The 24,768-nt window shown below is 53.2% G+C and carries 20 protein-coding genes and 1 tRNA gene; 3 read left to right on the top strand and 18 right to left on the bottom strand.

The features are described from left to right. Positions 1-114 precede the first annotated feature (114 nt). The 4 genes from CSV91_RS02915 to CSV91_RS02900 all read right to left on the bottom strand — a co-directional run bounded on the left by CSV91_RS02915 (position 115) and on the right by CSV91_RS02900 (position 4,611). The gene (locus tag CSV91_RS02915; RefSeq protein WP_099431741.1) at positions 115-1,209 is read right to left on the bottom strand and encodes a hypothetical protein; all 1,095 of its coding nucleotides are present in this window, start codon (positions 1,207-1,209) and stop codon (positions 115-117) included. Between the two features lie 333 nt (positions 1,210-1,542). After that, positions 1,543-3,096 carry a nucleotidyltransferase gene (locus tag CSV91_RS02910; RefSeq protein ID WP_099431740.1) on the bottom strand — a complete coding sequence of 518 codons (1,554 nt, stop codon included), beginning with the start codon at positions 3,094-3,096 and terminating at the stop codon, positions 1,543-1,545. Then, on the bottom strand, positions 3,093-3,821 hold the full coding sequence (locus CSV91_RS02905) for an SMODS-associated NUDIX domain-containing protein (protein WP_147579371.1): 729 nt from the start codon (positions 3,819-3,821) through the stop codon (positions 3,093-3,095). Before CSV91_RS02905 ends, CSV91_RS02910 begins: the two co-directional genes overlap by 4 nt. A gap of 586 nt (positions 3,822-4,407) precedes the next feature. After that, positions 4,408-4,611 carry a hypothetical protein gene (locus CSV91_RS02900; RefSeq protein WP_197736842.1) on the bottom strand — a complete coding sequence of 68 codons (204 nt, stop codon included), beginning with the start codon at positions 4,609-4,611 and terminating at the stop codon, positions 4,408-4,410. A gap of 265 nt (positions 4,612-4,876) precedes the next feature. Between CSV91_RS02900 and CSV91_RS02895 the strand changes: the two genes are divergently transcribed. Then, positions 4,877-5,743, top strand: a complete 867-nt coding sequence (locus tag CSV91_RS02895) for a hypothetical protein (RefSeq protein WP_099431738.1) — start codon at positions 4,877-4,879, stop codon at positions 5,741-5,743. Positions 5,744-6,012: 269 nt separating this feature from the next. Here the strand turns inward: CSV91_RS02895 and CSV91_RS02890 are convergent, their stop codons facing one another. The 14 genes from CSV91_RS02890 to CSV91_RS02825 all read right to left on the bottom strand — a co-directional run bounded on the left by CSV91_RS02890 (position 6,013) and on the right by CSV91_RS02825 (position 19,662). Beyond that, entirely contained in the window at positions 6,013-6,744 is a 732-nt protein-coding gene (locus tag CSV91_RS02890) for an acyltransferase (RefSeq protein ID WP_099431737.1), read from the bottom strand. A gap of 2 nt (positions 6,745-6,746) precedes the next feature. Next, positions 6,747-7,847: a non-hydrolyzing UDP-N-acetylglucosamine 2-epimerase gene (gene wecB, locus CSV91_RS02885; RefSeq protein WP_099431736.1), complete on the bottom strand. Its 1,101-nt coding sequence runs from the start codon at positions 7,845-7,847 to the stop codon at positions 6,747-6,749. Between the two features lie 25 nt (positions 7,848-7,872). After that, on the bottom strand, positions 7,873-9,111 hold the full coding sequence (locus tag CSV91_RS02880) for a flippase (protein WP_099431735.1): 1,239 nt from the start codon (positions 9,109-9,111) through the stop codon (positions 7,873-7,875). A gap of 36 nt (positions 9,112-9,147) precedes the next feature. Beyond that, on the bottom strand, positions 9,148-10,269 hold the full coding sequence (locus CSV91_RS02875) for a glycosyltransferase family protein (RefSeq protein ID WP_099431734.1): 1,122 nt from the start codon (positions 10,267-10,269) through the stop codon (positions 9,148-9,150). Between the two features lie 37 nt (positions 10,270-10,306). Next, positions 10,307-11,152 carry a glucosamine inositolphosphorylceramide transferase family protein gene (locus CSV91_RS02870; protein ID WP_099431733.1) on the bottom strand — a complete coding sequence of 282 codons (846 nt, stop codon included), beginning with the start codon at positions 11,150-11,152 and terminating at the stop codon, positions 10,307-10,309. A 12-nt stretch (positions 11,153-11,164) separates the two neighbouring features. Beyond that, the gene (locus CSV91_RS02865) at positions 11,165-12,376 is read right to left on the bottom strand and encodes an O-antigen ligase family protein (protein WP_099431732.1); all 1,212 of its coding nucleotides are present in this window, start codon (positions 12,374-12,376) and stop codon (positions 11,165-11,167) included. Positions 12,377-12,390: 14 nt separating this feature from the next. Beyond that, on the bottom strand, positions 12,391-13,551 hold the full coding sequence (locus tag CSV91_RS02860; protein ID WP_147579370.1) for a glycosyltransferase: 1,161 nt from the start codon (positions 13,549-13,551) through the stop codon (positions 12,391-12,393). Positions 13,552-13,594: 43 nt separating this feature from the next. Next, the gene (locus CSV91_RS02855) at positions 13,595-14,896 is read right to left on the bottom strand and encodes a polysaccharide pyruvyl transferase family protein (RefSeq protein WP_099431730.1); all 1,302 of its coding nucleotides are present in this window, start codon (positions 14,894-14,896) and stop codon (positions 13,595-13,597) included. Next, complete coding sequence (locus CSV91_RS02850; RefSeq protein ID WP_172622434.1) at positions 14,886-15,998, bottom strand: glycosyltransferase family 1 protein; 1,113 nt, start codon at positions 15,996-15,998, stop codon at positions 14,886-14,888. The genes CSV91_RS02855 and CSV91_RS02850 overlap by 11 nt, the downstream gene beginning before the upstream one ends. Next, complete coding sequence (locus CSV91_RS02845) at positions 15,999-16,760, bottom strand: sugar transferase (RefSeq protein ID WP_232049546.1); 762 nt, start codon at positions 16,758-16,760, stop codon at positions 15,999-16,001. 54 nt (positions 16,761-16,814) lie between these two features. After that, on the bottom strand, positions 16,815-17,360 hold the full coding sequence (gene loaP, locus CSV91_RS02840; protein ID WP_232049545.1) for an antiterminator LoaP: 546 nt from the start codon (positions 17,358-17,360) through the stop codon (positions 16,815-16,817). A gap of 786 nt (positions 17,361-18,146) precedes the next feature. Next, positions 18,147-18,222, bottom strand: a tRNA-Ala gene (locus CSV91_RS02835). 99 nt (positions 18,223-18,321) lie between these two features. Continuing rightward, on the bottom strand, positions 18,322-18,963 hold the full coding sequence (locus tag CSV91_RS02830) for a thiamine diphosphokinase (RefSeq protein ID WP_099431728.1): 642 nt from the start codon (positions 18,961-18,963) through the stop codon (positions 18,322-18,324). Positions 18,964-18,972: 9 nt separating this feature from the next. Beyond that, complete coding sequence (locus CSV91_RS02825) at positions 18,973-19,662, bottom strand: HAD family hydrolase (RefSeq protein ID WP_099431727.1); 690 nt, start codon at positions 19,660-19,662, stop codon at positions 18,973-18,975. A 331-nt stretch (positions 19,663-19,993) separates the two neighbouring features. Between CSV91_RS02825 and glgB the strand changes: the two genes are divergently transcribed. Further along, positions 19,994-22,243 carry a 1,4-alpha-glucan branching protein GlgB gene (gene glgB / locus CSV91_RS02820; RefSeq protein WP_099431726.1) on the top strand — a complete coding sequence of 750 codons (2,250 nt, stop codon included), beginning with the start codon at positions 19,994-19,996 and terminating at the stop codon, positions 22,241-22,243. Positions 22,244-22,336: 93 nt separating this feature from the next. Next, the gene (locus tag CSV91_RS02815; protein ID WP_099431725.1) at positions 22,337-24,763 is read left to right on the top strand and encodes a glycogen/starch/alpha-glucan phosphorylase; all 2,427 of its coding nucleotides are present in this window, start codon (positions 22,337-22,339) and stop codon (positions 24,761-24,763) included. Positions 24,764-24,768: the final 5 nt, after the last annotated feature.

Below are 24,768 nucleotides of genomic sequence, written 5' to 3'. Positions count from 1 at the left end.
CGTCTCTGCGATAGCTGATGCGGCGCTATTTTCTAGGAAATTGATTTAGTAGAAGGCTAAAGGCTTCTACAATAGTTGCCTTCGCTTCTCTCCTGGTCTCGCTTAAACGGGGCCCTAGCAGCGATATGCGACGGCTAGAAACACTGTCCCCAGCAGGAAAAGCACCATGGAGGCGACGACACAGTTGTTGTCGACGGTCTTGGGGAGCGCCGAAGTGGTCGCGGTGGCGGGTTTGGGCTTGGACGGCGTGGACACTGTGGCCTTGGTTACTGTCGTTGTTGTCTTGGTTGTCGCGGCCGTGGGTTTCAGAGAGGGATTTGCCGTGGGCCCTGTGGTGGGCTCTCCAGCAGCGGGGCTTGCATCGGCGGGAGACTTGTCCGTTCCATCGCCCGGCACCTCGCCCCTGTCGGTCTCCCCCGCCGGAGGCGTGACGACATCGGGCTTAACCACCACATGCGGTGCCACCGCACCGGAGGCATCCACCACGCCACAAGCACCAAAGGTCCCGCCGGCAGGCGCCACAAACCGAGCGGACACAAGCGACCCGCCCAGGCAAGCAACGCCGCCGTCGGCACCGGTCGCATCGAGCCACGAGGCGTCGACGGAAAGTCGACAGCCGGCTGCACCATCGCCAAGGCTCGCATCCTGCAGATACACGCCATAGGCGTGCACGCCCGCTCCGGGCCCGGCGCCCGCGGCAACGACGCGCCCGCCGCCGCGCACGGCCATGTCGCCTGCGATCACGCCGGCAACTGCCTCGTCCGTAATATCGGACCCGTCTGCCCGGGCATCGACGGTGCAGCCGTCCACCACGAGCGCCTGCGAGACGTGGATCCCGCACTGTGAGCCCGTCGCCGTCAGGGTCCCGGTACCGCGAAGCGTCAGGTTGCCCCACACCTCCATGCCGCACAGCGTGATGTCCGCATCGGGCGCATGCGATTCCGTCACGGAGTTTTGCCCGGCAAGTGTCAGCACCAGGTCGCCGTCGGCGCCGATGGCCTCGCCCGCGTAGCCGTTAAGCTCCAAGTGGTCGGCATCGGTCCAGGCCCAACCAGGACCCGAGACGCCCGGCTCGTAGTACGTCGCGCCCGCAATGATGAGGCTCTCCGCACCCGCGGCATAAGAAGGCCCGCCCAGCAAAACGCATAGGCAGGCCATGGCGGTAAACAGGATGTAGTGACGGCTAGTGTGGAACGCGGCAGTAAACATAACCGCTCCGATCTTCGCAGGAGCCAATAGAAGCTGTACCAGAAAATGACCTGGTAGCAGCAGTTATTAGTTTAGCGAGATCGGACTACGGGCAAGATGAAACCCTGTGACTGATTTACGAAATTAGGTGTAAATCGTTTTGCCAGTCGGTGAAAGGAGGAGTGCCGTGGATAATACCGCCAGCTCAATAGCTGCCCATTTAGGTCTTCATCAAAGAACTTCATGTTGTTCGGCTTTCAAATTAAACTTGAGTACTAGTCCATTTCCGATATCCACATCTATTGACCTTTTACGTGACTCTGATCATATGGCCAACGTTGCGTCCAAAGGCCTTTACCAGTTCCTTCTAGAAGCATCGTCATTGGTGATGTTCACCACAAAGGGGTCGCTTCGTCCGTAGACCACGCCATCCTTCTCGGCGACGCATTCGACGTAGTGCCGCCCGATGTAGTAAGTCTTTTCTCCCCTCGCCTTCCGTCCCCTGGCGGAGGTGTCACTGAGGTAGAAGTCTCCGCGCAGGCAATTTGCCGCAATCGCCTCCCGTCCGTCGTTCGTAACTTGCCACTTCAGGGTAAAGCCATCGAAATTATCGCCGGCCGCACTGAAACGGAGTGAGACGTTCTTGGGAAGCGGGGTATCAGACTCGAAGGGAACGAAGGTCCCGCCGTTCCTCATCTTCTCCGCTTTGATCTTTATCGACAGGAGATCAATCTCGATTCCTCCATGCTGCTTGTGGTGAGGCAACCTATCGAGATACCCCCTAACCCCCTTACAGTTGCAGTCAGAGGAAGATTGTTTGGGCAACCCGAGAGACTCTCTTATCGAGCGCGCGGGGTAGCGGTTGAATATGCCCTTTTTGAGAGTCGAGGGGAGCTGCCCCAGGTCGTCAGAGACCGCTTCACACCATCGATAGAAAAGATTTGCGTCTTCTTCGGTCCAGTCCTTTAGGAAGTTCTCCAACTGGTCGGCTGGGTTCACGAGTTCATAACAGCCATCGGGCGTCTTTCGGATGTGAGTTGAAAGACCCTGAACGACTTCAATGAAATCGTTGTACCAGCCACTATGATGAATAATTTGCTCATAGGCCTTCGCCGCCAGCGTCGTGACGACGACCGACCTTATTTGACCACGGCTCATTTGTTGATTCGAGAGAAAGACGTCCCTGTGACGCTTCAATAACTGGACGTACTGCTGTAGCGGTGTTTTAACCCTGTACGGACGTATGCTCTCAAAGGTCACGTTACGGGCCTTCGCCAGGCGCTCTCTGTAGGTTCGCAAGTCGGCAACCTTAAAGAACCACCGTGCATAGCCTCGGGGGTTGGTAGATGCCCAATCTGAACAAATCTCTGAGTACCGAGGGTGCCTTTTGTCGGTATGTGCAAGATAACGAGCGTCATCAGGAACGCCGAAGCCTCTATTTCTCAGGCAGTCGGCGTGGTTAGAGGTGTCGTCTATCGTCGGAAGGATGTCGATATGGAAGTTTACATCGTCGACGTATTCGAGCGTCCAACACCTCTTTCCCTCGTGCGGGGGTTTTGTCATACCGTGCCGCTTCGCATACTTCTTCACCTCGTCGCCAACGACTTTCTTAACATGCGCCTGGGTGGTGACGGACTTCGACAGCGTACGCAGGTTGCATACCATGTCAACGTCATACGAACCGTTTTCATCAATGGGCTTCACTGCCGTTCCGAGCCTCATTGAGCCCTGCAGTATCGCCTCAGGGCCAAGAGTAGACAGGACGCAATTCTGGTCGGTTAGGTCGTTGCATATGGAGTTGTAGGCCGTCTCCGCCTTCTCGTAGTAGCTATCCGGGATTTCGATATCAGCTAGAGCCCTCTTCAGCTGGCCCTCCATGTATCCCCGATAGACGCGCTCGTCGCTCATAGGATGCTCCCCGCCGTAGGTGCGATGTTAAAGAACTGCCCATTGACCTCCACGGACCGCCGTCTTATCTCCTGCTCGTCGACAAGCAGGAGAGCTCCCGCTGGATGATCGTTAATGAACGAGAAAATCGACTCCTGATCCTCCTCGTTCAAGACAATCTCGTATACCTCGTGCACGAGAATCTCGTTAATGCCAAGATGCTCCGAGTATTTGAGTTGGCGGTCACACTGTCTGACAAACTGCGGGTTGAAGTTGAGGGCACAAGATTCTGGGAGAAATTTTGGCTTCACAAGCTCCTCGTAAAACTCTCGTAAGGTCGTGATTTCGCGGTCTTTGCGGCTGTCAAACCAATCAAGGAACTTCAAGACGTTCTTGCGAGGAAGAATCACCCTCAGGTCGCGAGGATTCGATGAGGAGTTTTTCATGCGATCGTCTGGATTGCAGCCCATCTCCCTGAAGCCAGGCTCAGCCCCAGCAAAGTACTGGAATACTCCGCCGACCGGCTGATACTGATCCCTGATTCTATTGCCCCTAATCAGAAGGAACTTTCCACCAATCCTTATCCTGAACAAGTAGGCAGCGCTGATTCGAACCATCTCGTCTGGATTTATTCTCGTAAGCCCGCACAGCATCAGCCGTCTTCGATTAGCCCATGCTCCCTTTCCCAGCCATCCAAGAATAGCGGTAACCACACTGACGAGAATTGAACTTGCAAGTTCGCTCATACGTCTTCTTCCCTATCTCCCGTCGTCCATGCACTGCCCCAAGTTCTATATTATCGCTTGGACTGCCGCGCCGAGGTTCACGACGGACCGTCCGTTAATGTCCTGATTATTATGCCGCTCGATCAACAGTCTTGACGCCTCACAGGTATCGCTTCTCATGGGTGAGACTTGTAAGTAGATCGAGCGGCTCATCTCGAGGTCGATGGCGAACAACTCCCTGCAACAACAGGCAATCCTGCCGATGTGCCGCCTCGCGTCTATGTAGTCTAATTAAAGCCGATACATTCGGCGGGAGATTTTCGACAAGCGGTTGGATTAGGACCAAAAGAAATGACGCATGGAACATCAGATTATTCGAAGAGTATTGGATCAAGCGAATCAAATGATAACCGTACGTGACAGACCGCTTTACTATGGGCGGTAGTGTATCTTGTCAAATTATAATAGGCAACTTCATTCCCATGCGTATCCTAGGAATGTAGCGCCATAAGAAGAGGACGATGGTATTGGCGCCAGCCAATACCATCGCTCGGGAGCAGTCGTTCGCTTCTAAGGTCAAGTCTCGCTCAGTATAGGCCCCTCTCCCCTAGTCCCGCTTAAACAGATCCCTCGTGTAGACCTTGTCCGCCACGTCCGCGAGCTCGTCGCTCCAGCGGTTGGCCACGATCACGTCGCATCCGGCCTTGAAGGCCTCCAGGTCGTGCGTGACCTCGGAGCCGAAGAGCTCCGGCGCGTCCAGCGTGGGCTCGTAAACCACCACGGGCACGCCCTTGGCCTTCACGCGCTTCATGACGCCCTAGATGAAACTCGCGCGGAAGATTTCGTAGTTGGGCTTCATCGTTAAGCTATGAATACGCCAACGATCGGCTTCTCCTTGCCGCAATTTTTAGACTTAAGCTACAAGGCACGTTGAGCAAATACGACGTGGAGCCATATCCACACAAAGTTTAGCCTCGATTAAAACCAATTGGCGCCTATAGAAGTTTACGTATTACGAGACTGCGATGTCCTTAGAGTACGATACAAGCAGTGTTCTTTAAGAAGGGATTGATACTTTGAGAAGCTTGATTTCAGCACGTCCCTTCGAACAGCCTTTTGCTGTGGCCAAAGTTACTGATGCCAAGTATGCAGAAATGCTTCTTGATGGTGACGTTTACGTCAGGCCGTTGAATGCTTTCGGGGGTTGGGACTGGCTTGCAAACACGCAAAACGACCCATCCGTAGACAACTCATTCCGAGGCGATTGCAGGGAAGGAGCTATTCGCAACGAAAAATGGGAGTACGGCGACATATCCTTAATTGATGATTTCGAGACGAAATATATGAAGTGCTATTCGACTATGACGCTCCAATATCACCCGGAAAGCAGGAAATGGGAGCATGCAAATAAGAGGATTGCACTATTTGGAGATACGGCGGTTGTGATCGCAAATTTGGATCAGTTCGTCGATAGAATTGTCTCTGCACTTACTAAACAATATGGCTGCGACCACTGCCTGCTCCTGGCGGATAGGGTGAACTACTATTGTCTAGGCACTACTAAGAACTTAACTCCTATGTATTCAAAGGAAGCCTCATATTCTTGGCAAAATGAATTCAGGATCATATTTTGCGAGACAATTCCAAACAGGGAGAATATGTTCGCAAGGCCGGATAAAGGCGGTATCTTTCGGCCTAATGCTCAGTCAACGATATCGTCGTTAGATGACGTCCATTTTGATATAGGCGATATAAGGGATATTGCCTATGCGGTTCCTGTTGCCTATTTAATTCACGGTAAGTGGTGGTCTGGTCATTCTATTGGCTTTGCAACTAATAGCCCTAAAGGAATTATAAGACTCGAAAAACTTGTAATTATCACGCGAAATGAGATACGGGATTATAGAACGCCTGTAGTGAGTGCTTCAATGACTATCTATTGATTAACGGACAGTATCAGCAATCGTGTAGAACATGACCGGGTCGACATGAGCGAGGCAAATATACAGCGGCGCCGTGGGGCGGACAATCAGAAAAAAATGGACACCGGGGCGATTGACTACTCATCCGAGCACTTTGATTGCTTTGGTTCCCTCCTTGAACGCCTACGGTTCGTGCGTGCCTCGAAACCATCGCTTTAAAGCAACCTATGTGATTGCGAAAAGCAACGTTTACTCAAATGATCTGAAAGCGGGATGATTCAATTCTGAAATCATTCGATCGACTCTGCATACATACAAAACTCTTCATAAGAGCCAAATGGAGCGTCATCGCCTCGTCCCTCAAGCCACTCTAAGCACTCCTCAGGATTGCCCTTGTCATCAAGCTTTCTGCGAAATACATCACAAAGCGTATTAGAGTCGGTAGTAAAGAGATAAAAATACTCATGGAAGACTTCAATTGGAGGCGTTTTGCCGAACCTGTCTTTATATGCTCGGAATACAGCCACCGCTTCATCTATCTGTTTTTTCTTGCGCTTGTCATAGTATTCCTCGATGCTACAAATTGGCCTGGCGGGAGAACCAGCATAGATGAAACCTCCTGGTAGATCCCCGGCGGCAACAGCATGCGCTCCAATAACTACATTATCGCCGATAGTTGTTCCAGCCAAGACAGTGCAACCCCAGCCAAGAAAGACGTTGTTCCCTATTGTGACTTTCTTCTGGTTACCAAGGATTTCACCATGACTCCAGCGTTTTATTACACCAACGCTGTAGTCATGGCAGAGAATAGTAACTGGGCCAGTAATATCGACATGCGACCCGATAGTAATTAAATGTGGGTTCGCCTCTTCGATATGAGTGAGATCGGGTGTCCATATGACGCAGTCTTCTCCGATATCGATTCCAATCGACCTGAGATGTGCCAGATAAGTTTCAGAGTCTGCTTTATCACCAAATAAAACTCTTCTGCGAAGATGTTTTAGCTTTGAAATTACACTCATTTTCAGGAATGACTCCTTAACACATCCGCGATACGCTCACTCGCATGCCCATTACCATAAGGATTCGACGCATGGCTCATAGTCTCGTACTCGGCCTGATCGCTGAGCAGACGGCTGAACTCGCGGTAAATCACGTCCTCTTCGGTGCCCACGAGCTTCAGCGTGCCGGCTGCCACGCCCTCGGGGCGCTCGGTGGTGTCGCGCATGACAAGTACTGGTTTGCCCAGGCTAGGCGCCTCCTCCTGGATGCCGCCCGAGTCAGTGAGGATGAGGTGGCTCGCCGCCATGAAGTTGTGGAAGTCGAGCACCTCGAGCGGGTCGATGATGTGGAGCCTGTCGAAGCCGTCGAGCTCCTCGTGCGCCGCCTTGCGGACAAGCGGGTTCATGTGGATTGGGTAGATCGCCTTGGTATCTGGGTGCTCTTCCATCACGCGGCGGATGGCGCGGAACATGCGGTGCATGGGCTCGCCGAGGTTCTCGCGGCGGTGCGCTGTGATGAGGATGAGGCGGGAGCCCTCGGCCCAATCGAGCTCAGGATGGGAGTAGCCCTCGCGTACGGTGGTGCGCAGGGCGTCGATTCCGGTGTTTCCGGTGACCCAGATCTTGGACTCAGGCTTGCCCTCGGCTAACAAGTTCTGCTTGCTAGCATCCGTGGGTGCGAAGTAATACTCGCTCACGATATCGACGGCCTGGCGGTTGAACTCCTCGGGCCAAGGGCTGTAGATGTCGTGCGTGCGAAGGCCCGCCTCGACATGTCCCACGGGGATTTGCAGATAGAAGCAAGCGAGGGCCGCCGCGAAGCTGGTCGTGGTGTCACCGTGGACCAGGACGACGTCGGGACTCTCGTCCTCTAGGACGGCCTTGAGCTTGAGCAGCACGTCGCAAGTCACGTCGAACAGTGTCTGGCCCGGTTTCATGATCGCCAGGTCGTGGTCGGGAGTCACGTCGAAGACGCGCAGCACTTGGTCGAGCATCTCACGGTGCTGGCCGGTCACGGTGACGACGGTCTCGAACTCATCCTTGCGCGCCTTCAGCTCGTTAACGAGCGGGCACATCTTGATTGCCTCCGGGCGGGTGCCGAAGACGAGCATTACTTTCCTCAAAGGTGGCCTCCTTATCTAATCGTAATTAGTCTGCTGACACTTTCCTCAGGTTGAAATGCAGAAGAACCGTGAGAACCGCCTCCGCAATGGCGACAGCGGAGGCCACGCCCATGGCGCCGAAGACGGCGCCGAGGGCGATATTCAGCACGAGCGAAAGAATCGAGTCAGCGAGGATGAGCTTGCTGTAGATATCTTGATAACCAAATGGAATGAGCAGCTGTACCCCTAGAAAGTTGTTAACGACACCCAGAATCACCCAAATAGCAAGGGGGATCAGCGTATCGGCGCAGGAAAGGTAGTCCTCCCCGAAAAGGAAGCCAACAAGCGGTCTCCTCAAAAGAACGATGACAGTCAAACAGACGGCGAATCCCCCTATAACGGGAATCGCGAGCTTTAACACGTAGCGCTTAGCTCCGCTCTTCGACCGCAGACATACTTCATTGACCCTAGGGTAGAGCGCCTGGCTCACTGGCGAGAACATCATGTTGATGATTTGAGGAATCTTAAGAGCGACTGAATAGGAACCAACGACCGCCGCCGTCTGGAAAACGCTAAGGACGGTAACACCGACATTGCTGATAATCTTACTTGCCGCATAAGAGAGGAACAGAGGAAAACCGTCTTTGAAAGCCTCGCAGACGTCCTTTAGGCTTATGGGGGCAAAGCGTACATGGTATTTCTTCCATGCAAACATTTGCGTCAGCAATCCGGAGAGCAGAAACGTGAAGGAATACAAGAACGAGTAGAGCAGCAGTTGATCAGCCCGATTTACCATGAGAACGATGAGAACAGCTGACGCCACCCGGGCTAACGCCGTGGCAACGGTGATAAACTTCATGTCCTGGAGCCCAAGGAACAGCCAATTAAGCTGAAGGGCTATACCAACCAGCATGGAAAATAGCACGATCATGCAGCCTAGCTGCTCGCCCGTCGCAGCGCAGGTCACCGCCAGGACTCCGGTGACAGCGAGGCAGATCGCGACTAACAGCAGTCGAGCGATGACGACGGCCGAGACGAGGCTACCCAACTTCTTTGGATCATCGGCAACTCGAACGACTCTTCTCGTGGCGCTCAGATCAAAGCCGTACTCGACAATCATCTGGAAATACGTCACCCAGTTCAGCGCAACGGCGAAAATGCCATAATTTGAGGCACCAAAAATGCGTGTTACATACGGGACAGTCAGGAATGGCACAATAATGTTGACCCCTTGGAGAACCATGAGCCAACCTGCGTTTTTAATGAACTTGCTTTCCTTAAACACTTAAACCCTATCATCCAAACACAATCTTGCAGCTGGCTATTCCCTGCGAATGCCAAGGTCGCAAACAATTTGCGTCATGGTCTTGACGTTGTCGGTACTTTGGAAGAATCGACTAGAGGCTTCCGAGTATTTCCCATAGTTATCCGTGATCTCGGCAATCGCTTGTTTAAGTTCGTCTTTAGTGAAGTCGCTGCAGATGGCGGCGCCAGCAGCCCCCACAGTGCTTTCTAGGCCTGGTATCTTATTTGCAAGCATAGGCATCCCGAAGGCGGAATACTCATATATCTTATTCGGCGCACAAAAGGCTTCGTTCAAAATTAAGTCGTCATAATAAACAACACCAATTCTTGCTCTGCTTGTAATTTCAAGGTGTGTCGGTGCCGGCACGCTCGAAAAGTACCGTGTCCGCGAGTAAATCTCGGCAATGTGCGGAGCGATGTTATGATTGTCAATTCCCAAAAGTACAAGGTAGAGATTACTGTCCAGCTCCTTGAGGGCGCCAGCAAGAGCCTCCAGATACTTTACGTTCTGGAATATCCCTTGGTAGATAATAAAAGGCTTGCCTTCAAGCTCATCGACGATTGCCCGAGTGGCCTCCGTAGTAACAGGCAGCTCACTCGAAATACTAAGCCCATAAGGCTTGTTGGGCATCACGTATGGTAGCCGGTCAAGACCCCACCAATAGCGCATAATATAGGATCGCGTTCTTTCGCACGCAATCATGGCCTTCGCGTCGCGGGATACTGCACCGAGCAATTTTGCCTCTAATGGATGTTCATCATAGAGTTCAAGAGCATTTGTGACGAATGCATATTTCCCTAGATGTCCGACCATCGGCATAGACGATTCCGCAGTGCCGAACCAAAGTAACCAGTTAGGCTGATAGCTCCGCTTGAGTTCTCGTTCAAGAACTCGTCTGAACTCTATCCAATTATTGACGGTATCGAGCTTTCCCTTGAATCTACCTCGCGGATCAACAAGCTGTTTGCGAGAGATGCCTCGCCTGTCCAGTATATCCAACGCTGTTTCCGCGCTGGAGCCATACCAAACCTCAATGTCCACTCCCAAGTCTTGCAACATTTGAATCTGCGCCATGCAGGGTGGGTAGTAGGAAAGCTGCGACTTAACGATATAAATGACTTTATTGAACTGATTCATATTCAACCTCTAAAAATCGGACTAAAGAGAAATAGAGTCAGCGATTTGCCATCTGAAGAATTCTCTTGACTGGTTTTGCGGGCGAGAATCGATAGTCCGAAAGGTCGACCGCTTCGAATGAAGCGGTCCGAGAATAGGTATGTAGTCTTCGGAACGCTCTTCCATCCGCAGATTTCACATTTTCCGGCAAGAGCTCATGCAGAATACAATCGCTTGAAAGATTGCGAAGCAGAAGACTCTGGCCATAAAAATAGCGATTGTTTTGACTTGGAAATAACCACTGTCCGTTTTCGTAAAACACTCTGCCACCAGGACGTAGCAACCCATCTGTATCATGCACACGCTGCTCGACAGTTAAGGCAAAAGAGACCATATCAAGAGAAAATCTGATGAATTCTCTCGAATCGATCTGATACGAATATCCAAAAATATGCCCGGAACCATCTTCATAGACAGTTGTATCTACATAAGGCCCCTCAAGCAGCGTGGCAATTTTGCGCCAACCAAATGGGAAGTCAACTGCCGCATATAGAGCAATTTCTTGAGAAGCGCTCGACTCTGGGATCATGAAACGTGTCGAATCGTGCTTGAACACAAATGGATAAGAGAGGTGTGAACCAGTATCAAGAACCAGCTCAAAGTTGCTAAAAGTGTTTCCATCAAACGGGAGCACGGCAAGCTTCCCATAGCCCTTATTAACGTCAAAAGCTTCGGCGAAGAGCCACGCTCCATCTGTGTCTTCATACAATAGGGAATCTGCCAGCCAATATCCGCACGGGTTATCGACGAGATTGTAAGCCGAGTCGCCAACGTGACGCCAAGCAACAAACCAATCTGTCGTTTGAAGAAAGGCCTTGTTTAGTAGTTTATTCTCATACCACATCGTTCCACCTATTTATTCGAATTCGCCAGTTTCTGAGGACAAGCCGACCTTATCCGGATCCAAATAGCTCGTTACTGAGCTTTCGATTTTCGGCAGAAGGAACATCAGCGAGAGGTAGATTAATATCCACTGTACGTCCCATCCCTCAATTTGTGCTCTTACCAACTGCGCAAATAGTCCTACGGAAAAGACATAGGAAATAGTCGGATGTGCATAGGAATCAAATTCGGTCGCTACAACCACTAAAAGCGATATGAATAGACCGAAAAGCAAAATACCCCCGTCAAATAAAATCATAAGATATGTGTTGTGGGCATTAATTCCGATGATGTACGGAAGCATTGACTGGAATGCGAGTCCGTCTATCATTCCGTATCCAGTTAAAGGATTGGCAAGGATCTTATCGATCGTTATTCCCCATATTATGGTACGGTCTGTCAAGGTCATGTCCCGGTGCAGGACATTTACGATAATGTTTTGAAGAAAATCGATTTTATTGAAAATTACAAGGCAAAGAAATAGCGCAACGTTGATGCCTATGATAAATAAAGCTGTATTTTTCGGATAGCGTTCTGCAATCAAAAGATAGACAAGCCCCAGAAAGGCAAGGCCAAACACGACCTTGCCTCCTCCCAAATCGCGCAAAAGTGAAAATACAAGCAGATTGATAAGCGAAATAAAAGGAAGCGATAGTCTTCCGCTCCGTTGGTATCTACTAATAGCGCTAAAACAAATGCTGGCAAGATATAAATTGACCGATGAATTGTCTCCTCCAAGGAAAAAAATTGGATTCTGATTATCACGGAATAGGGATCCCGGATAACTGATAATAGCCGTAGCCGTGTTCAACAGAGTGTAAAAGAGCAAGAAAGCTGCAGTGTAATTAAAGAAGGTTTTGGAGTCTTTCTCCACTCCATACCTCATTGTTAAATACAAGGAGAAAAATAGGAATGCCTCTTTTCCATAGTCGAATATAGCGGCTTTATGGATTATCGTTGTAATAAGCAGCCAGCCATAGAACAGGACAATCAAAAGGTCAACCACATTTGGCTTTGACTTGATCAGAAAATAGAAGGCGCATATCATGCCGATTAATTGTGCAGCGTACCAAACAGCATTGAGACCGCCCGAGAAATAAGAAATGCAACTTGGTTTTAACGCCACAAAAATGGCAAATAGCATTGCAAAATCTATTTTTGTGTTGAGGAAGTCGTATCTATTCATTTTCACTGCACCTGTTATTTTTTTCTATTTTGGGAAATTTTTACAGCGTAGGCATAACTTGAATAGAAAGAATTCTTACTTTCGGTTAACAAAGCGGAATCAAACTTTTTAGCTTTGCCGAAGTTATCCAAAGCCGTTTTGTCAGCCGCGTTCATGATGGCCACAATGCCAGCTGCAATGGCATTCGAATCGTTCTTTGGAAAAAGCCAGCGTTTATCAATAAGCTCTGGGAGGCCGCCCACATTTGAGGCGAGCACGGGCAAAGCTCGGCTCATCGCCTCTATGACAGATCGCGGCAGGCCTTCTGTATGGCTCGGCTGCACGTACATATCCACATTGTCGAGCAATTTGAATATCTCGTCATGTGGAAGGAGGCCGATGAAGTGCACTCGATCAGCAACTTCGCAATCTATCGCCACATTCTCAAGACGACTTCGATCCCCACCGCCAACAAGGTAATACTCCGTAGATATGCCACGGTTCTTCAGGATTTTCATTGCCCGGATGACGCTATCCTGGCCCTTATAGGGAATATCAATACTTCCCACTGTAGCCATAACAATCGATGAATCTATTTCCCTCTGTGCGATATGCGCAAGTCTCTTCTCAAGCACGTCTTCAGTGAGCGGCGGGATGGAGACATCTGACACGCCGACGGACTTCCCCTCGGTCGGATACCTCCCCTGTAGGTATTCATTAGTCACGTAAAGGACGTAGGGGGCCTTACGGCAACACACCTTTGTCGCGGCAGTCATTATCGGGGCAAATAACTTACCCTTCCTACTGTGATACCAAAGTAAATTCCAAGGGTCGCCTACCATTTCTATGAGGTACGGAACACCCTGTTTGCGACATTCTTCAACGGCAATCCACCCCAGCACCGATGGCATGCGAGACACCACGCAGTCCGCTTCATTCACAGCGCTACGAACTGTCTTGCGATACCCGAGGTAGTCAAAGGGGTTGCCGCTCTTTTCGACAAGCTTGAAGTTCCCCTCCACTCTATTTTCAGACTTTACAGATTGATGATCGGAGGTAACGCTTTTATGCCTTGCCAATATCGAAAGACTGCCGAACCATTTTTTATACTGGTTGAGCAGGCCTTGGCTCAAGGTTCCCGTTGTATATAGCCTGCCATCGCACTCGACGAATACATGGTCATGAACAAATAACAAAATATCTCCAAAGGAATCAGGTAACAGAGTGTTATTGATTCACCTATGCACCTTCAATGAGTCCGACTAGCTTCTTGCGCTCCACGGGAATATTGTTCATGTATGTGCTCAGCTTAGCTTTTACCTCTTCCTCATTCTGAGCAAGCATAGTGAACTTTGCCTTGAGTTCGTCAGCTGACACTGAGTCAATGTGGAGCACATAATCGCTAAGGCCCATATCGGACATAATGCCAACGCTCTTGTTGCCAACATAGGAAATAGCAAGTGCGGGGACCCCGCTCGCAAGAGAAAAGATAACCGAGTGAAAACGCGTGCCCACGATATAGTCGCAAAAGCTATAAAGACACTTGAGGTCTCTACAGTCATAGTCGGTGTTTGAAATCACTCTGTAGCATTCATCAGGCAGCATCTTCGAAATATCGGTTATACAAGCAAAATCGTTCTCATGAGAATTGACTGCTAGCGTATGGTTTACGAATACTGCAATATATCCTTGCCCGTAAAGCCATTCGACAAAGTCAGCGACACCTTTTTTGAATGATTCATAGGCGGTCTTTGGGTCACTTGCGTTCGGAAAGCGATAGGGCCTTACAGTTATGGCAACGACCTTACGGCCAATCGGAATATCGTACTTTGTGAACACTTCATCCTTATCAAGCTGCGAAGGCTGAAGGTTAAACGCCAGGTCAGGTGACAGGGCGGGCTCTAGGCCAAGCTCTTGAGATGTCATATCTCGAGAAATGCTCTCGCGGGCGCTCACGAGGCTGCATTTGCTAAGCGCCTTACGCACTATCCATTTCACCATAGGGCCATCAAAAGGCCCGAGAGAGTTAGGCATCATGTAAATTGGTTTTCCAAGGCGTGAAGCGAGGAAGATATGGTACGCATCAAAATACGCTGTATAACTAGATGTCAAGCCTCCGTAAAACTGGAAGAATCCGCCGCCTTTTACAAGCAACGCCGTCATGTTTTCCATGACCTCAAGAGAATCTCTAGTTTTAGCGGACAACAGGGGCTTTAGGATTTTGCGCCCCAGTTTAGTGAGAAGGCAAAGACTCACCACAAGGTCACCCAGTGCAACAACACCCCATTTTACTTTGAGCGCAGTGCTGTACTGAACGTTCTCTTTATTCTTGAACTTACGAGAAGGATGCTCAAGAACAGGTAAGATGCGCGTGAAGCCACGCTTTTCGCTCTGCACGACAGGTTCGTTTGCCTCGGAGGTAAAATAATACTTGCCTTTAAGTCCAGCGTCCTCGGCAATTCTTCTCGTCTCCCAGACGAGGGCCTGGTCACCTCGATTAAGGTCCGAGCAGCACGGTACGATTACATAGCTATTTGGCATGTTGAGCTCCTGATATCAAATCGTAATAATAGTTCTGAAGACGCAGCGCAGCGTCCACGGCGTTATAGGCGATAAAGAGGCTCGTAGATACGTCGATGCGCCCACGATCCTTCGAACAAGTTATAAAAGCCTTCACCCATTCATCGACGGAATCAATGTCGAGGAATTCCACGCCCTCGGTTAACGCGACCTCACGCGTAATTGCTGTCGACAATAGACAGTGCAAACCAGAGCGCTGCGCCTCTACAGCCACCAAAGGTAGACCCTCGTAGAGACTGGGCAGAGCGAAACAATCGAAGGCCTGATATAGACAGTCTGAATCGCTTCTATAGCCCAAGAAACGAACCTTATCGGCCACACCGAGTTTTGTGGCAAGTTCTTCGATTTGTGACATATGATCACCATTGCCTGCGAGCAGCAGTAATGAGTTCGGCTCGAACTCTACAAACTTTGCAAAGGCAGATACAAGGAATGAGTGGTTCTTTTGAGCCATAAAACGCCCCATGTGCCCAACAACGAAAGTGTCGTTTTCGATACCGAGCTCATCCCTAGTGCATTTTCGCTTGCCGGCGTCGTATTTAAATCTCTCAAGGTCAATGGCATTGTAGAAAAGCGTGAATTCATGTTTCTCGCCGAAGAGCCATCGGCCGGCTCTCTCTGAACAGGCAACACGTGCTGTGGGGTAAATGTTTGCGAAATGTCTAAGAATCCATTTCATAGCATTTTTCGAGTACTCCCCTTTTCCACTCGTTGAGTGGCTGTGGGCTATTCGCACAGGAATACCCGCCTTTTTGGCAGCACGCAGCGGAAAAAGACTCAATGCATTAATATGACTGTGAGCTATGCACCAACCCTCTTGTTTAAAGAGGCGCTGAAGTTCTTTTTGATATTCAACCACATGCTGGTAGGGCGGAATCTCGAAAACCCTGCCGCCGAGCGACTCAATCTCTTCACGCGGAACAAGCGTAGAATCAGAATCGACAAGAAAATCGAACTGTACTTTGCCTCGATCGATATGGCGATAATAATTCATGACAACAGCCTCGACGCCACCACCAACCATCTTGCCGACAACTTGAGCCACTCTGATAGGTTTGGTCATCTAGCACGCACCGCTTCCGGTCAGAACCTCAATCACCGTAAGAACAACGATTTTTAAATCAGTCAGCACCCCACGCTTGGCGATATACTCCAGGTCGCGGCGGACCATGCCATCAAAGTCAGTGTCATTGCGGTCCGTTACCTGCCACCAGCCAGTAATTCCAGGCTTTACCGCAAGGCGCTGTAGGTCATATTTCGTGTACTGCGCAACTTCATTCGGCAGCGGCGGGCGCGGACCAACGACCGACATCTGGCCCAGGAACACGTTGAGAAACTGCGGGAACTCGTCGATGGAGTGCTTGCGGATAAACCTGCCGATCTTGGTGACGCGCGGGTCGTCTTTCATCTTGAACATCGCGCCGGCGATCTCGTTCTGCTCCTTGAGCTCGGCGAGACGCTCGTCGGCGTCTCGGAACATGGAGCGGAACTTCCACATGCGGAACATGGTCAGACTGCCGTCGGGGCAGGTCTGCCCCACGCGGATCTGACTGTAGAAGGGGCTGCCCTCGCTCTCCAGCCGGATGGCCGCGGCGAGAATTAGACTGGGAATCGCGATGACGACGAGCACGGCACCGCTGAACACGATGTCGAAGGCGCGTTTGACTGCACGGTACGCCATGCGCGAGCGATCCCAGTCCATGATGGATTGCATGGCCCTGTATCGGCCTGCGCCCTCACGCCGGTCCATGGCCTGAGCAATCAGCGCCGCACCTGCTGGAGCATCCGTTGCATATTCTGTTTTATCCGACACGTTCTCTTCCAACACTTCGACCCCGGGTCGGGGATCCTCCCTGTTCTGTGATGCAACCGTCTGCAGCTAGGCGATCGCCTTTTTAACGTTTCGCATTACGCGCTGCTCGGCTGAAAGCACAGCAAGGCCAACGCGGGTAGTCACGCGTCGACCACACAGATCGAGCTCCAAATAAGCAGTGCTCTTGCGTCTGTTAATGGTTTTGATAAGGCCCTCGTGGCCCAGCAGCGGACCTGCCGTTACTACGACTTGGTCACCGTCTTTTAGGGCCTCGCTCATGGGCACCACGCGGTCTCCCCTATGCGTAAAGCCGCCAATAAGCTGGACCTCTTCTTTTGCTAGCGGCACAAACTGACCGTCCTGGGAAAGCACCCGGGCAAAGTCGTCCATGCGAAGCAGATACTGTTGCACGGTACGGGGATCTTCCGTGTCGCAGATAAGATAACCGGGAAAGAGAGACTTGGTCGTATTGACCCATTCGCCGTGTACCTTGATCTCGGTTTGAAATTGGGGATAAAAGATCTCTTGCATGGCGCCCACTGGCACCACGCGCTCGATGCGCTCGCGCATAACGTCTTCGCGACCGTTAATGACCTGGATCACATACCACACAAGCACCACCCCCTTGCTGTCTTACGTGTGGCTCACGGGGTTTGGGTATGGCTTCGCCAGGGCGCTTGTGCGCGAAGGCGCTCCATATTCAAACCCTGAGCCCAGTTAGACAAGCACGTGGCTCTGCCTCACCGTGAACGGTATGTATATATGCAGTTGCTAGAGACGCGGACGTGTATCGCAAAAATGACCGCGACTCCAGCTGGCTGCGTGCGAACCAGTCAAGCGGGAACAAAACTGGACCGCACGCAAACAGCTGAAGACTGCTGAGGTTTGCCGTAGCAACTCGATGCACTACACCATGCGAACTTTTAAATGCCCGCAAAACCAAGTGCAAAATCGCGCATGGCAATCGATATTGGAGCTCGTGGTGTTTCTGGCACCGCCGTTACGGCCGGATGCTGATCGACCCTGCGCTTTGTGACTTGCTGGAGCCGCGAGCACAGTTGAACTCATGTAACGTTAGGTATCCTAGCACAAGCTGGTAGCGAAACTGATTTGGCTTGTGGTGGACAACATATCGTTCATTTAGCGTGCTTAAGGGGGTTGTTTTGGGATGTTGTTCACGTTGGCGCAGGTTATTGGGGTGCTAGCGGTGATTAAGGGTGATCTTTAAGCACAAATGGAGCAGCGAGCTGCACTGGTAATTGCGCTTGTCTAACAAACTATGTACAGACATGGGAAATAAATTGTGCAACTTTTTGATGGTGTGGTTGGAGTTTATGGCGCGAGGTATTTTGGCATGAAAAAAGGCCTTCGGGATCCCGAAGGCCTTTGCAATCACGATGGTGGAGACGAGGGGGATCGAACCCCTGACCTCTTGACTGCCAGTCAAGCGCTCTCCCAGCTGAGCTACGCCCCCGTGACGAGGAGATACTATAGGGGAATGTTTTGCTTGATGCAAGGACTTTTTTGGGTTGAATCTCTTACTTACGGGTTTTCCTGGGACGGTGGATAGACCTTACTTGTAGAGGTAAGCGATGGCGGTGCCGGTGTGGACTTGGATCGTGGCAGTTGACCTGACGACGTTGCTGATGCCCGTGTCGGCCAACAGGCCCAGGGGGCTGTGATCTAGCTCCCATTCTAGGCCGTGTTCGCTTACCTCGGTGTTGGGGGCGATTGCGATTATGGAGAACGTCTTGCTTTCGGCGCCTTCGATAGTCCACGATTCGCCTTCGTGCAGAATGCGAGCCGTGGTCTCGTCTTCGGCAATCCAGACGGGGGCATCCTTGTATGTTGCTAGTAGGCCTAGGACGCTTAGGGCCATATCCGGGCGGCCGCCCGTGGCGCAGGTCGCAACCACTTCGGCACCCGGCCAGCGGCGTCGGACGGAATCGAGCGCCAGCGCCAGGTCGGTATAGTCCTTGTACGGGTCGTGGCGCTCAACTTCAAAGTCGGTGGCGGCATCGACCAGCGCGCGGCCTGCGTCGCTCACCGTGTCGGCATCCCCCACATATACGTCGCAGCTCAAACCGGCACCCAGCAGAGCATCCAGGCCGCGGTCCACGGCGACAACGTAATCGCACTCCCCTACTAAGCGGCGCAACAACTCAGCGCTCGCAACTACTGGCGAGCCGCAGACCACTAATACCTTGCAAGCCACAGCCCTCGCCTATCCCTCAAACGAAAGTACGCGGGCCAGATCCAGCTCCTCGTAGCTGTCGATAAAGATATCGCAGTTGGCGCGTACGTCGTCGCGCTTCATGCGGCCGTGCGGATCATAGATACCTACACGCTTAAAGCCAACGACCCCAGAGCTCTTTAGGCCAAAGACGGCGTCCTCAAACACCCATGTGCGCTCAAACTTGTGCCCATGGCGCTCCTCAAGGCGACGCAGCGCCAACTCGTACACATCGGGGAACTGCTTGGAACGTCCCGCCTCGCCCGTCGTGGTAACAAACTCCATATAAGCATCGAGCCCGGCACCAGCGAGCGCGGACTGCACCAGCTCGGCCGGCGTAGACGTGGCAACGCACATGGAAATGCCCGCCTCCTGCGCCTGCTTCAAAAATGCAAGCAGGCCCTCGCGCGGCGGCACCTTGGAGTACCCATCAATCAGAATATCGCTCAGCTCGCGATACAGCTCTTCGCCATTCGCGCCAATGTCCCAGGTGTCGTGGTAGGCCTGGCACTCATCCTCGAGCGACAAATGCTCAAACTGGGCAAAATCGTCGACCGTCACGTCAACTCCGTGGCGGTGCAATAACTCGGGCTGGGCATAGGCCCAAACGGGGGTGCTATTAACCAGCGTGCCGTCGCAATCGAAAATAAAAGCAACGTTGGAGGCGGCGGTCTGGGACATAAACGAACCTTTCGATGTCAAATGGTAAACATCCTGCTAAAAACGTTTTACCAAACGTCTGACTAACAATTTAGAAACCCTAATTGGTAAAACTGTCAAGAGTTTTACCACGGCAATTCTGCCAGTGGTCTAAACATGGCGCTTACCGATTAAACGCCGCCCTAAAACCACTTTCCTTCATAAAAGTAACGTACAGGTGTTATCGTAGTTTCTGCCGAAAGTTCCACCGAGCACGCGAGGTGGAACGAATCATAGAACTATCGCCGTCCCTTCGATTCGTGCAGCCTTGGACCTTTCGCATCTAGTCACCAAGGCAACACGCTGCCGCGTCATGATGGGATCAAACGTGAGCGATACAAAGCTAAAGCCAACGGCTAAAAAGCCCGCAACCCGTAAAGCCGCCCCGCACGCACCGGAGCTCACCAAGGACGATGTCTACCTGTTTGGCATTGGCACGTGGGAGCGCAGCTGGGAAAAGATGGGCGCGCACCCCGACACGCAGAACCGTACGCGCGGCTGGCGTTTTTGCGTTTGGGCGCCCGATGTAAAGAGCGTGCATGTCATTGGCGAATTTAACGACTGGAATGAAGAAGCCAACCCGCTGGTGCCCGTACATACGAGCGCTATCTGGGAAGGCTTTATTCCTGGCGCAGAGCAGGGCCAGCTCTATAAGTATCTCATCGAGACCAACGAGGGCGAAAAGCTTTACAAAGCAGATCCGTATGCCTTTAAGGCCGAGTGCCCTCCGGGTACCGCCAGCGTGCTGTGGACCCTCGATGGCTACAAGTGGAACGACGCCGCGTGGCTCAAGCGCCGTGCCGGCCACAACCACATGTCGCAGCCGCTCAACATCTACGAGGTGCATATTGGCTCATGGAAGCGCCACGGCGATGAGCCGCAGGGCGAGCCGGACGAGTACGGCAACTACCCCGGTCCCATGGATCCCTTCCCCGCGCAGCGCGGCGAGTTCTACACCTACGACGACCTGTCGGTGGAGCTTGTGGACTACGTGCGCGACATGGGCTACACGCATATCGAGGTCATGCCGCTCATGGAGCATCCCTTCGATGGCTCCTGGGGCTACCAGACGACCGGCTACTATGCCGCCACGTCACGCTATGGCGACCCCCAGCAGCTCATGCACTTTATCGATGCATGCCACGCGGCTGGCATCGGCGTGATTATGGACTGGGTTCCCGGCGGTTTTTGCGCCGACTCCCACGGCCTTGCCACCTTTAACGGCCACATGCTGTTTGAGCACGAGATTCACCCCAATTGGGGCACGCACAAGTTTGACTTCGCCCGCGGCGAGGTCCGCTCCTTCCTGGTCTCCAACGTGCTGTATTGGCTCGAGAACTTCCACGTTGACGGCATTCGCATGGACGGCGTATCCAGTATGCTGTACCTCAACTTTGGCATCGACGATCCGGGCCAAAAGAAGTTCAACAAGTACGGAACCGAGGAGGACCTGGACGCCAGCGCTTTTATCCGCCAGGTCAACTGCGCCGTGGAGGCGCACTACCCCGACGTGATGATGATGGCCGAGGAGTCCACCGCGTGGCCGCTCGTGACCTATCCGCCGCAGGACGGCGGCCTGGGCTTCCACTATAAGTGGGACATGGGCTGGATGAACGACACCCTGCACTACATGCAGACCGATTTTCCGTGGCGCCCCGGCAACCACGGGCTGCTCACGTTCTCCATCATGTACGCCTTTACCGAGAACTTTATCTGCCCGCTTAGCCACGACGAGGTCGTGCACGGCAAGTGCTCGCTGATCGGCCGCATGCCGGGCGACTGGTGGCGCCAGTTTGCCGGCCTGCGCACGCTGGCTTTCTACCAGATGACGCACCCCGGTGCCAAGCTCAACTTTATGGGCAACGAGATCGGCCAGTTTATTGAGTGGCGCTACTACGAGTCCATCCAGTGGTTCCTGACCGAGGAGTACGAGACTCACCGTCATCATCAGGCGTTTATCAAGGCGCTCAACCACCTGTACACCGCCGAGCCCGCCCTGTACGAGCGTGGCTATACCGACGACGGCTTTACCTGGATTGACGCGGATAACTCCAAGCAGTCCATCGTGAGCTTTGTGCGCCAGGGCGAGGACGTCGATGACGATCTGGTGATCCTGATCAACTTTGACCCGGCAAGCTACGAGAGCTTCCGCGTGGGCGTGCCGCGCGAGGGTGACTGGGAGGTCATCTTCGATTCCGACCGTCCCGAGTTCGGTGGCAGCGGCTATGCAGGTGAGGAGCCCTACACCTGCTCGAGCGAGCCCTATCCCTGGAACGGGCAGATGGATTCTATCGAGATTAAGGTGCCCGGCCTGGCAGGTGTGGTACTTAAGCGCCGCGGTCCCAGCAGCTATAAGCCGCCGGTGGTTGAGGAGCCCAAGAAGGCGACGCGCAAGCGTGCGTCCTCGGTGAAGCCCAAGGCCGCGGCTGCTAAGAAGGCTCCGGCTAAGGCGAAGGCTGCCAAGGCTTCGGCCAAGTCCACCACGACCAAGAAGGCAGCCACCAAAAAGGCCGCTCCCAAGGCCAAGGCAGCTTCTGTTAAGCCGTCTGCCAAGGATGCGTAACAAAGCCGTTACAGCTGTAATACCCGCCCCGCGGGGGCGTAGGATACATGTCATAACCGTTCCGGGAGAAACATCCCCGGGGGAAAGGAACGTATGAATAAGATCTTCGACAACAAGCAGGAGTTTACCGAGCTCTATCGCGATGCCGTCATGAGCATCAGCGGCAAGAGCGTCGAGGCCGCCAGCGACCTGGATCGCTTTAACGCCCTGGCCAAGCTCGTGGCCGAGAAGGCGCGCACCGTTGCCACCAAGAGTGACGCCCGCGTCACCGCCGAGGGCAAAAAGCGCGTGTACTACTTCTCGATCGAGTTTTTGATCGGCCGCCTGCTCGACAACTACCTGCTTAACTTTGGCGTGCGCGACATGGTTGCCGAGGCACTCGACGACATGGGCTTTGACCTGTCCGTCATCGAGAACCAGGAGCCCGATCCGGCACTGGGCAACGGTGGCCTGGGCCGTCTGGCCGCATGCTTCCTGGATTCCATGGCAGCCGAGGGCATTGCCGGCTACGGCAACGGCATGCGCTACCGCTACGGCCTGTTTAAGCAGGAGATCGTCAACGGCAGCCAGGTCGAGGCCACCGACGAGTGGCTCACCCACGGCTATCCCTGGGAGGTCCGTCGTCAGGATAAGGCCGTGACCATCAAGTTTGGTGGCCATGTAGAGGGCTTTGAGGAGAACGGCCGCACGTTCTACCGCACGGTGGATACGCAGGACATCCTGGCCGTTCCTTATGACATCCCCGTTGTGGGCTATGCCGGCGAGACCGTCAACAAGCTGCGCGTCTGGGCCGCCGAGCCGGTCGAGGAGCACTTCGATCTGGAAGCCTTCAACCGCGGTGACTACGCCCTGGCCGATGCCGAGCGCGCCGAGGCCGAGGCCATCAGCGCCATCCTCTACCCCAACGACGCCGGCGAGCACGGCCGTCTGCTGCGCCTGAAGCAGGAGTACCTGTTTGTCTCGGCCGGCATCTACAGCCTGCTCGACACCTTTGAGAAGGAGCACGGCGCTAACTGGGAGCTGCTGCCGCAGTTTGTGGCCATCCACACCAACGACACGCACCCCGCCATGTGCGGCCCCGAGCTCATGCGCATCCTCATCGACGAGAAGAAGCTCGAGTGGGATGACGCCTGGAACATCGTGACCCAGGTCGTGAGCTACACCAACCACACCATCCTGCCCGAGGCTCTGGAGAAGTGGCCCATCGGCACGTTCTCCAAGCTCCTCCCCCGCGTGTACCAGATCATCGACGAGATCAGCCGTCGTTGGCACGAGTCGTTCGACACCACGCAGGAGGGGTGGCAGGAGCGTCTGCGCCAGACCGCCATTCTGTGGGACGGCGAGATTCGCATGGCCAACCTGTCCGTGATCTGCAGCCACAGCGTCAACGGTGTGGCCAAGATCCACTCCGACATCATCAAGAACATCGTGCTCAAGGACTTCTATGCCCTGACGCCCGAGAAGTTCAACAACAAGACCAACGGCATCTCGCACCGTCGCTTCTTTGCCGAGGCCAACCCCACCTATGCCAAGCTCGTGACCGAGGCCATTGGCGACGGCTGGCTGAAGGACGCCTTTGAGCTGGAGAAACTCAAGGAGTTCCAGAACGACACCGAGTTCCTGAAGGCCGTAGGTGCCTCCAAGCGCGCCAACAAGGAGCGCCTGGCCGCCTACGTTAAGGCCGAGACCGGTCTGGTTATCGACCCCAACACCGTCTTCGATGTTCAGGTAAAGCGCTTCCACGCCTACAAGCGCCAGCTCATGAACATCATGAAGGTGATGGACATCTACAACCGTCGCATCGCCAATCCCAACTTCCACGTGACGCCGACGACCTTCATCTTTAGCGGCAAGGCTGCCTCGAGCTATACCTTTGCCAAGGAGACCATCCGCCTCATTAACTCCGTGGCCGAGGTCATCAACAATGACGCCCGTGTGAACGAGGTCATGAAGGTCTGCTTTATCCCCAACTTCCGCGTGAGCAACGCTCAGCTCATCTACCCCGCCGCAGAGATCTCTGAGCAGATCTCCACGGCCGGTAAGGAGGCCTCGGGCACGTCCAACATGAAGCTCATGATGAACGGCGCCATTACGCTGGGCACCCTCGACGGCGCCAACATCGAGATCGCCGACCTGGCCGGTCGCGAGAACGAGGCCATCTTTGGCCTGACCGCCCCCGAGGTCGAGCAGCTCTGGGCATCGAACAGCTACTTTGCGTGGGATACGCTCAACAACGATCGCGAGCGTCTGGGCCGCGTGATGGACGAGCTTAAGGACAACACGTTTGCCGGTCTTTCGGGCAACTTTGAGAGCATCTACAACGAGCTCATGAACAACAACGACCCCGACCTGGTCATGGCAGACTTCCGCAGCTACGTGGATGCGTGGGAGAAGCTCACCGGCAGCTATGGCGACCAGGAGACCTGGAACCGCAAGGCCCTGCTCAACACCGCCTCGAGCGGCTGGTTCTCGAGCGACCGCACCATTCGCGAGTACCGCGACGAGATCTGGCACGCGTAAAGGCG

It is taken from the genome of Collinsella aerofaciens (genome assembly GCF_002736145.1).
In the GTDB taxonomy this organism is placed as follows: Bacteria; Actinomycetota; Coriobacteriia; order Coriobacteriales; family Coriobacteriaceae; genus Collinsella; species Collinsella aerofaciens_A.
This window is presented reverse-complemented; position numbering and strand designations above follow the sequence as displayed.

Excerpts from the sequence above, each read along its gene's own strand:
- CSV91_RS02915 (WP_099431741.1), bottom strand. The coding sequence starts at position 1,209 with ATGTTTACTGCCGCGTTCCACACTAGCCGTCACTACATCCTGTTTACC.
- CSV91_RS02910 (WP_099431740.1), bottom strand. The coding sequence starts at position 3,096 with ATGAGCGACGAGCGCGTCTATCGGGGATACATGGAGGGCCAGCTGAAG.
- CSV91_RS02905 (WP_147579371.1), bottom strand. The coding sequence starts at position 3,821 with ATGAGCGAACTTGCAAGTTCAATTCTCGTCAGTGTGGTTACCGCTATT.
- CSV91_RS02900 (WP_197736842.1), bottom strand. The coding sequence starts at position 4,611 with ATGAAGCGCGTGAAGGCCAAGGGCGTGCCCGTGGTGGTTTACGAGCCC.
- CSV91_RS02890 (WP_099431737.1), bottom strand. The coding sequence starts at position 6,744 with ATGAGTGTAATTTCAAAGCTAAAACATCTTCGCAGAAGAGTTTTATTT.
- CSV91_RS02875 (WP_099431734.1), bottom strand. The coding sequence starts at position 10,269 with ATGAATCAGTTCAATAAAGTCATTTATATCGTTAAGTCGCAGCTTTCC.
- CSV91_RS02870 (WP_099431733.1), bottom strand. The coding sequence starts at position 11,152 with ATGTGGTATGAGAATAAACTACTAAACAAGGCCTTTCTTCAAACGACA.
- CSV91_RS02865 (WP_099431732.1), bottom strand. The coding sequence starts at position 12,376 with ATGAATAGATACGACTTCCTCAACACAAAAATAGATTTTGCAATGCTA.
- CSV91_RS02855 (WP_099431730.1), bottom strand. The coding sequence starts at position 14,896 with ATGCCAAATAGCTATGTAATCGTACCGTGCTGCTCGGACCTTAATCGA.
- CSV91_RS02850 (WP_172622434.1), bottom strand. The coding sequence starts at position 15,998 with ATGACCAAACCTATCAGAGTGGCTCAAGTTGTCGGCAAGATGGTTGGT.
- CSV91_RS02825 (WP_099431727.1), bottom strand. The coding sequence starts at position 19,662 with ATGTCCCAGACCGCCGCCTCCAACGTTGCTTTTATTTTCGATTGCGAC.
- glgB (WP_099431726.1), top strand. The coding sequence starts at position 19,994 with ATGATGGGATCAAACGTGAGCGATACAAAGCTAAAGCCAACGGCTAAA.
- CSV91_RS02815 (WP_099431725.1), top strand. The coding sequence starts at position 22,337 with ATGAATAAGATCTTCGACAACAAGCAGGAGTTTACCGAGCTCTATCGC.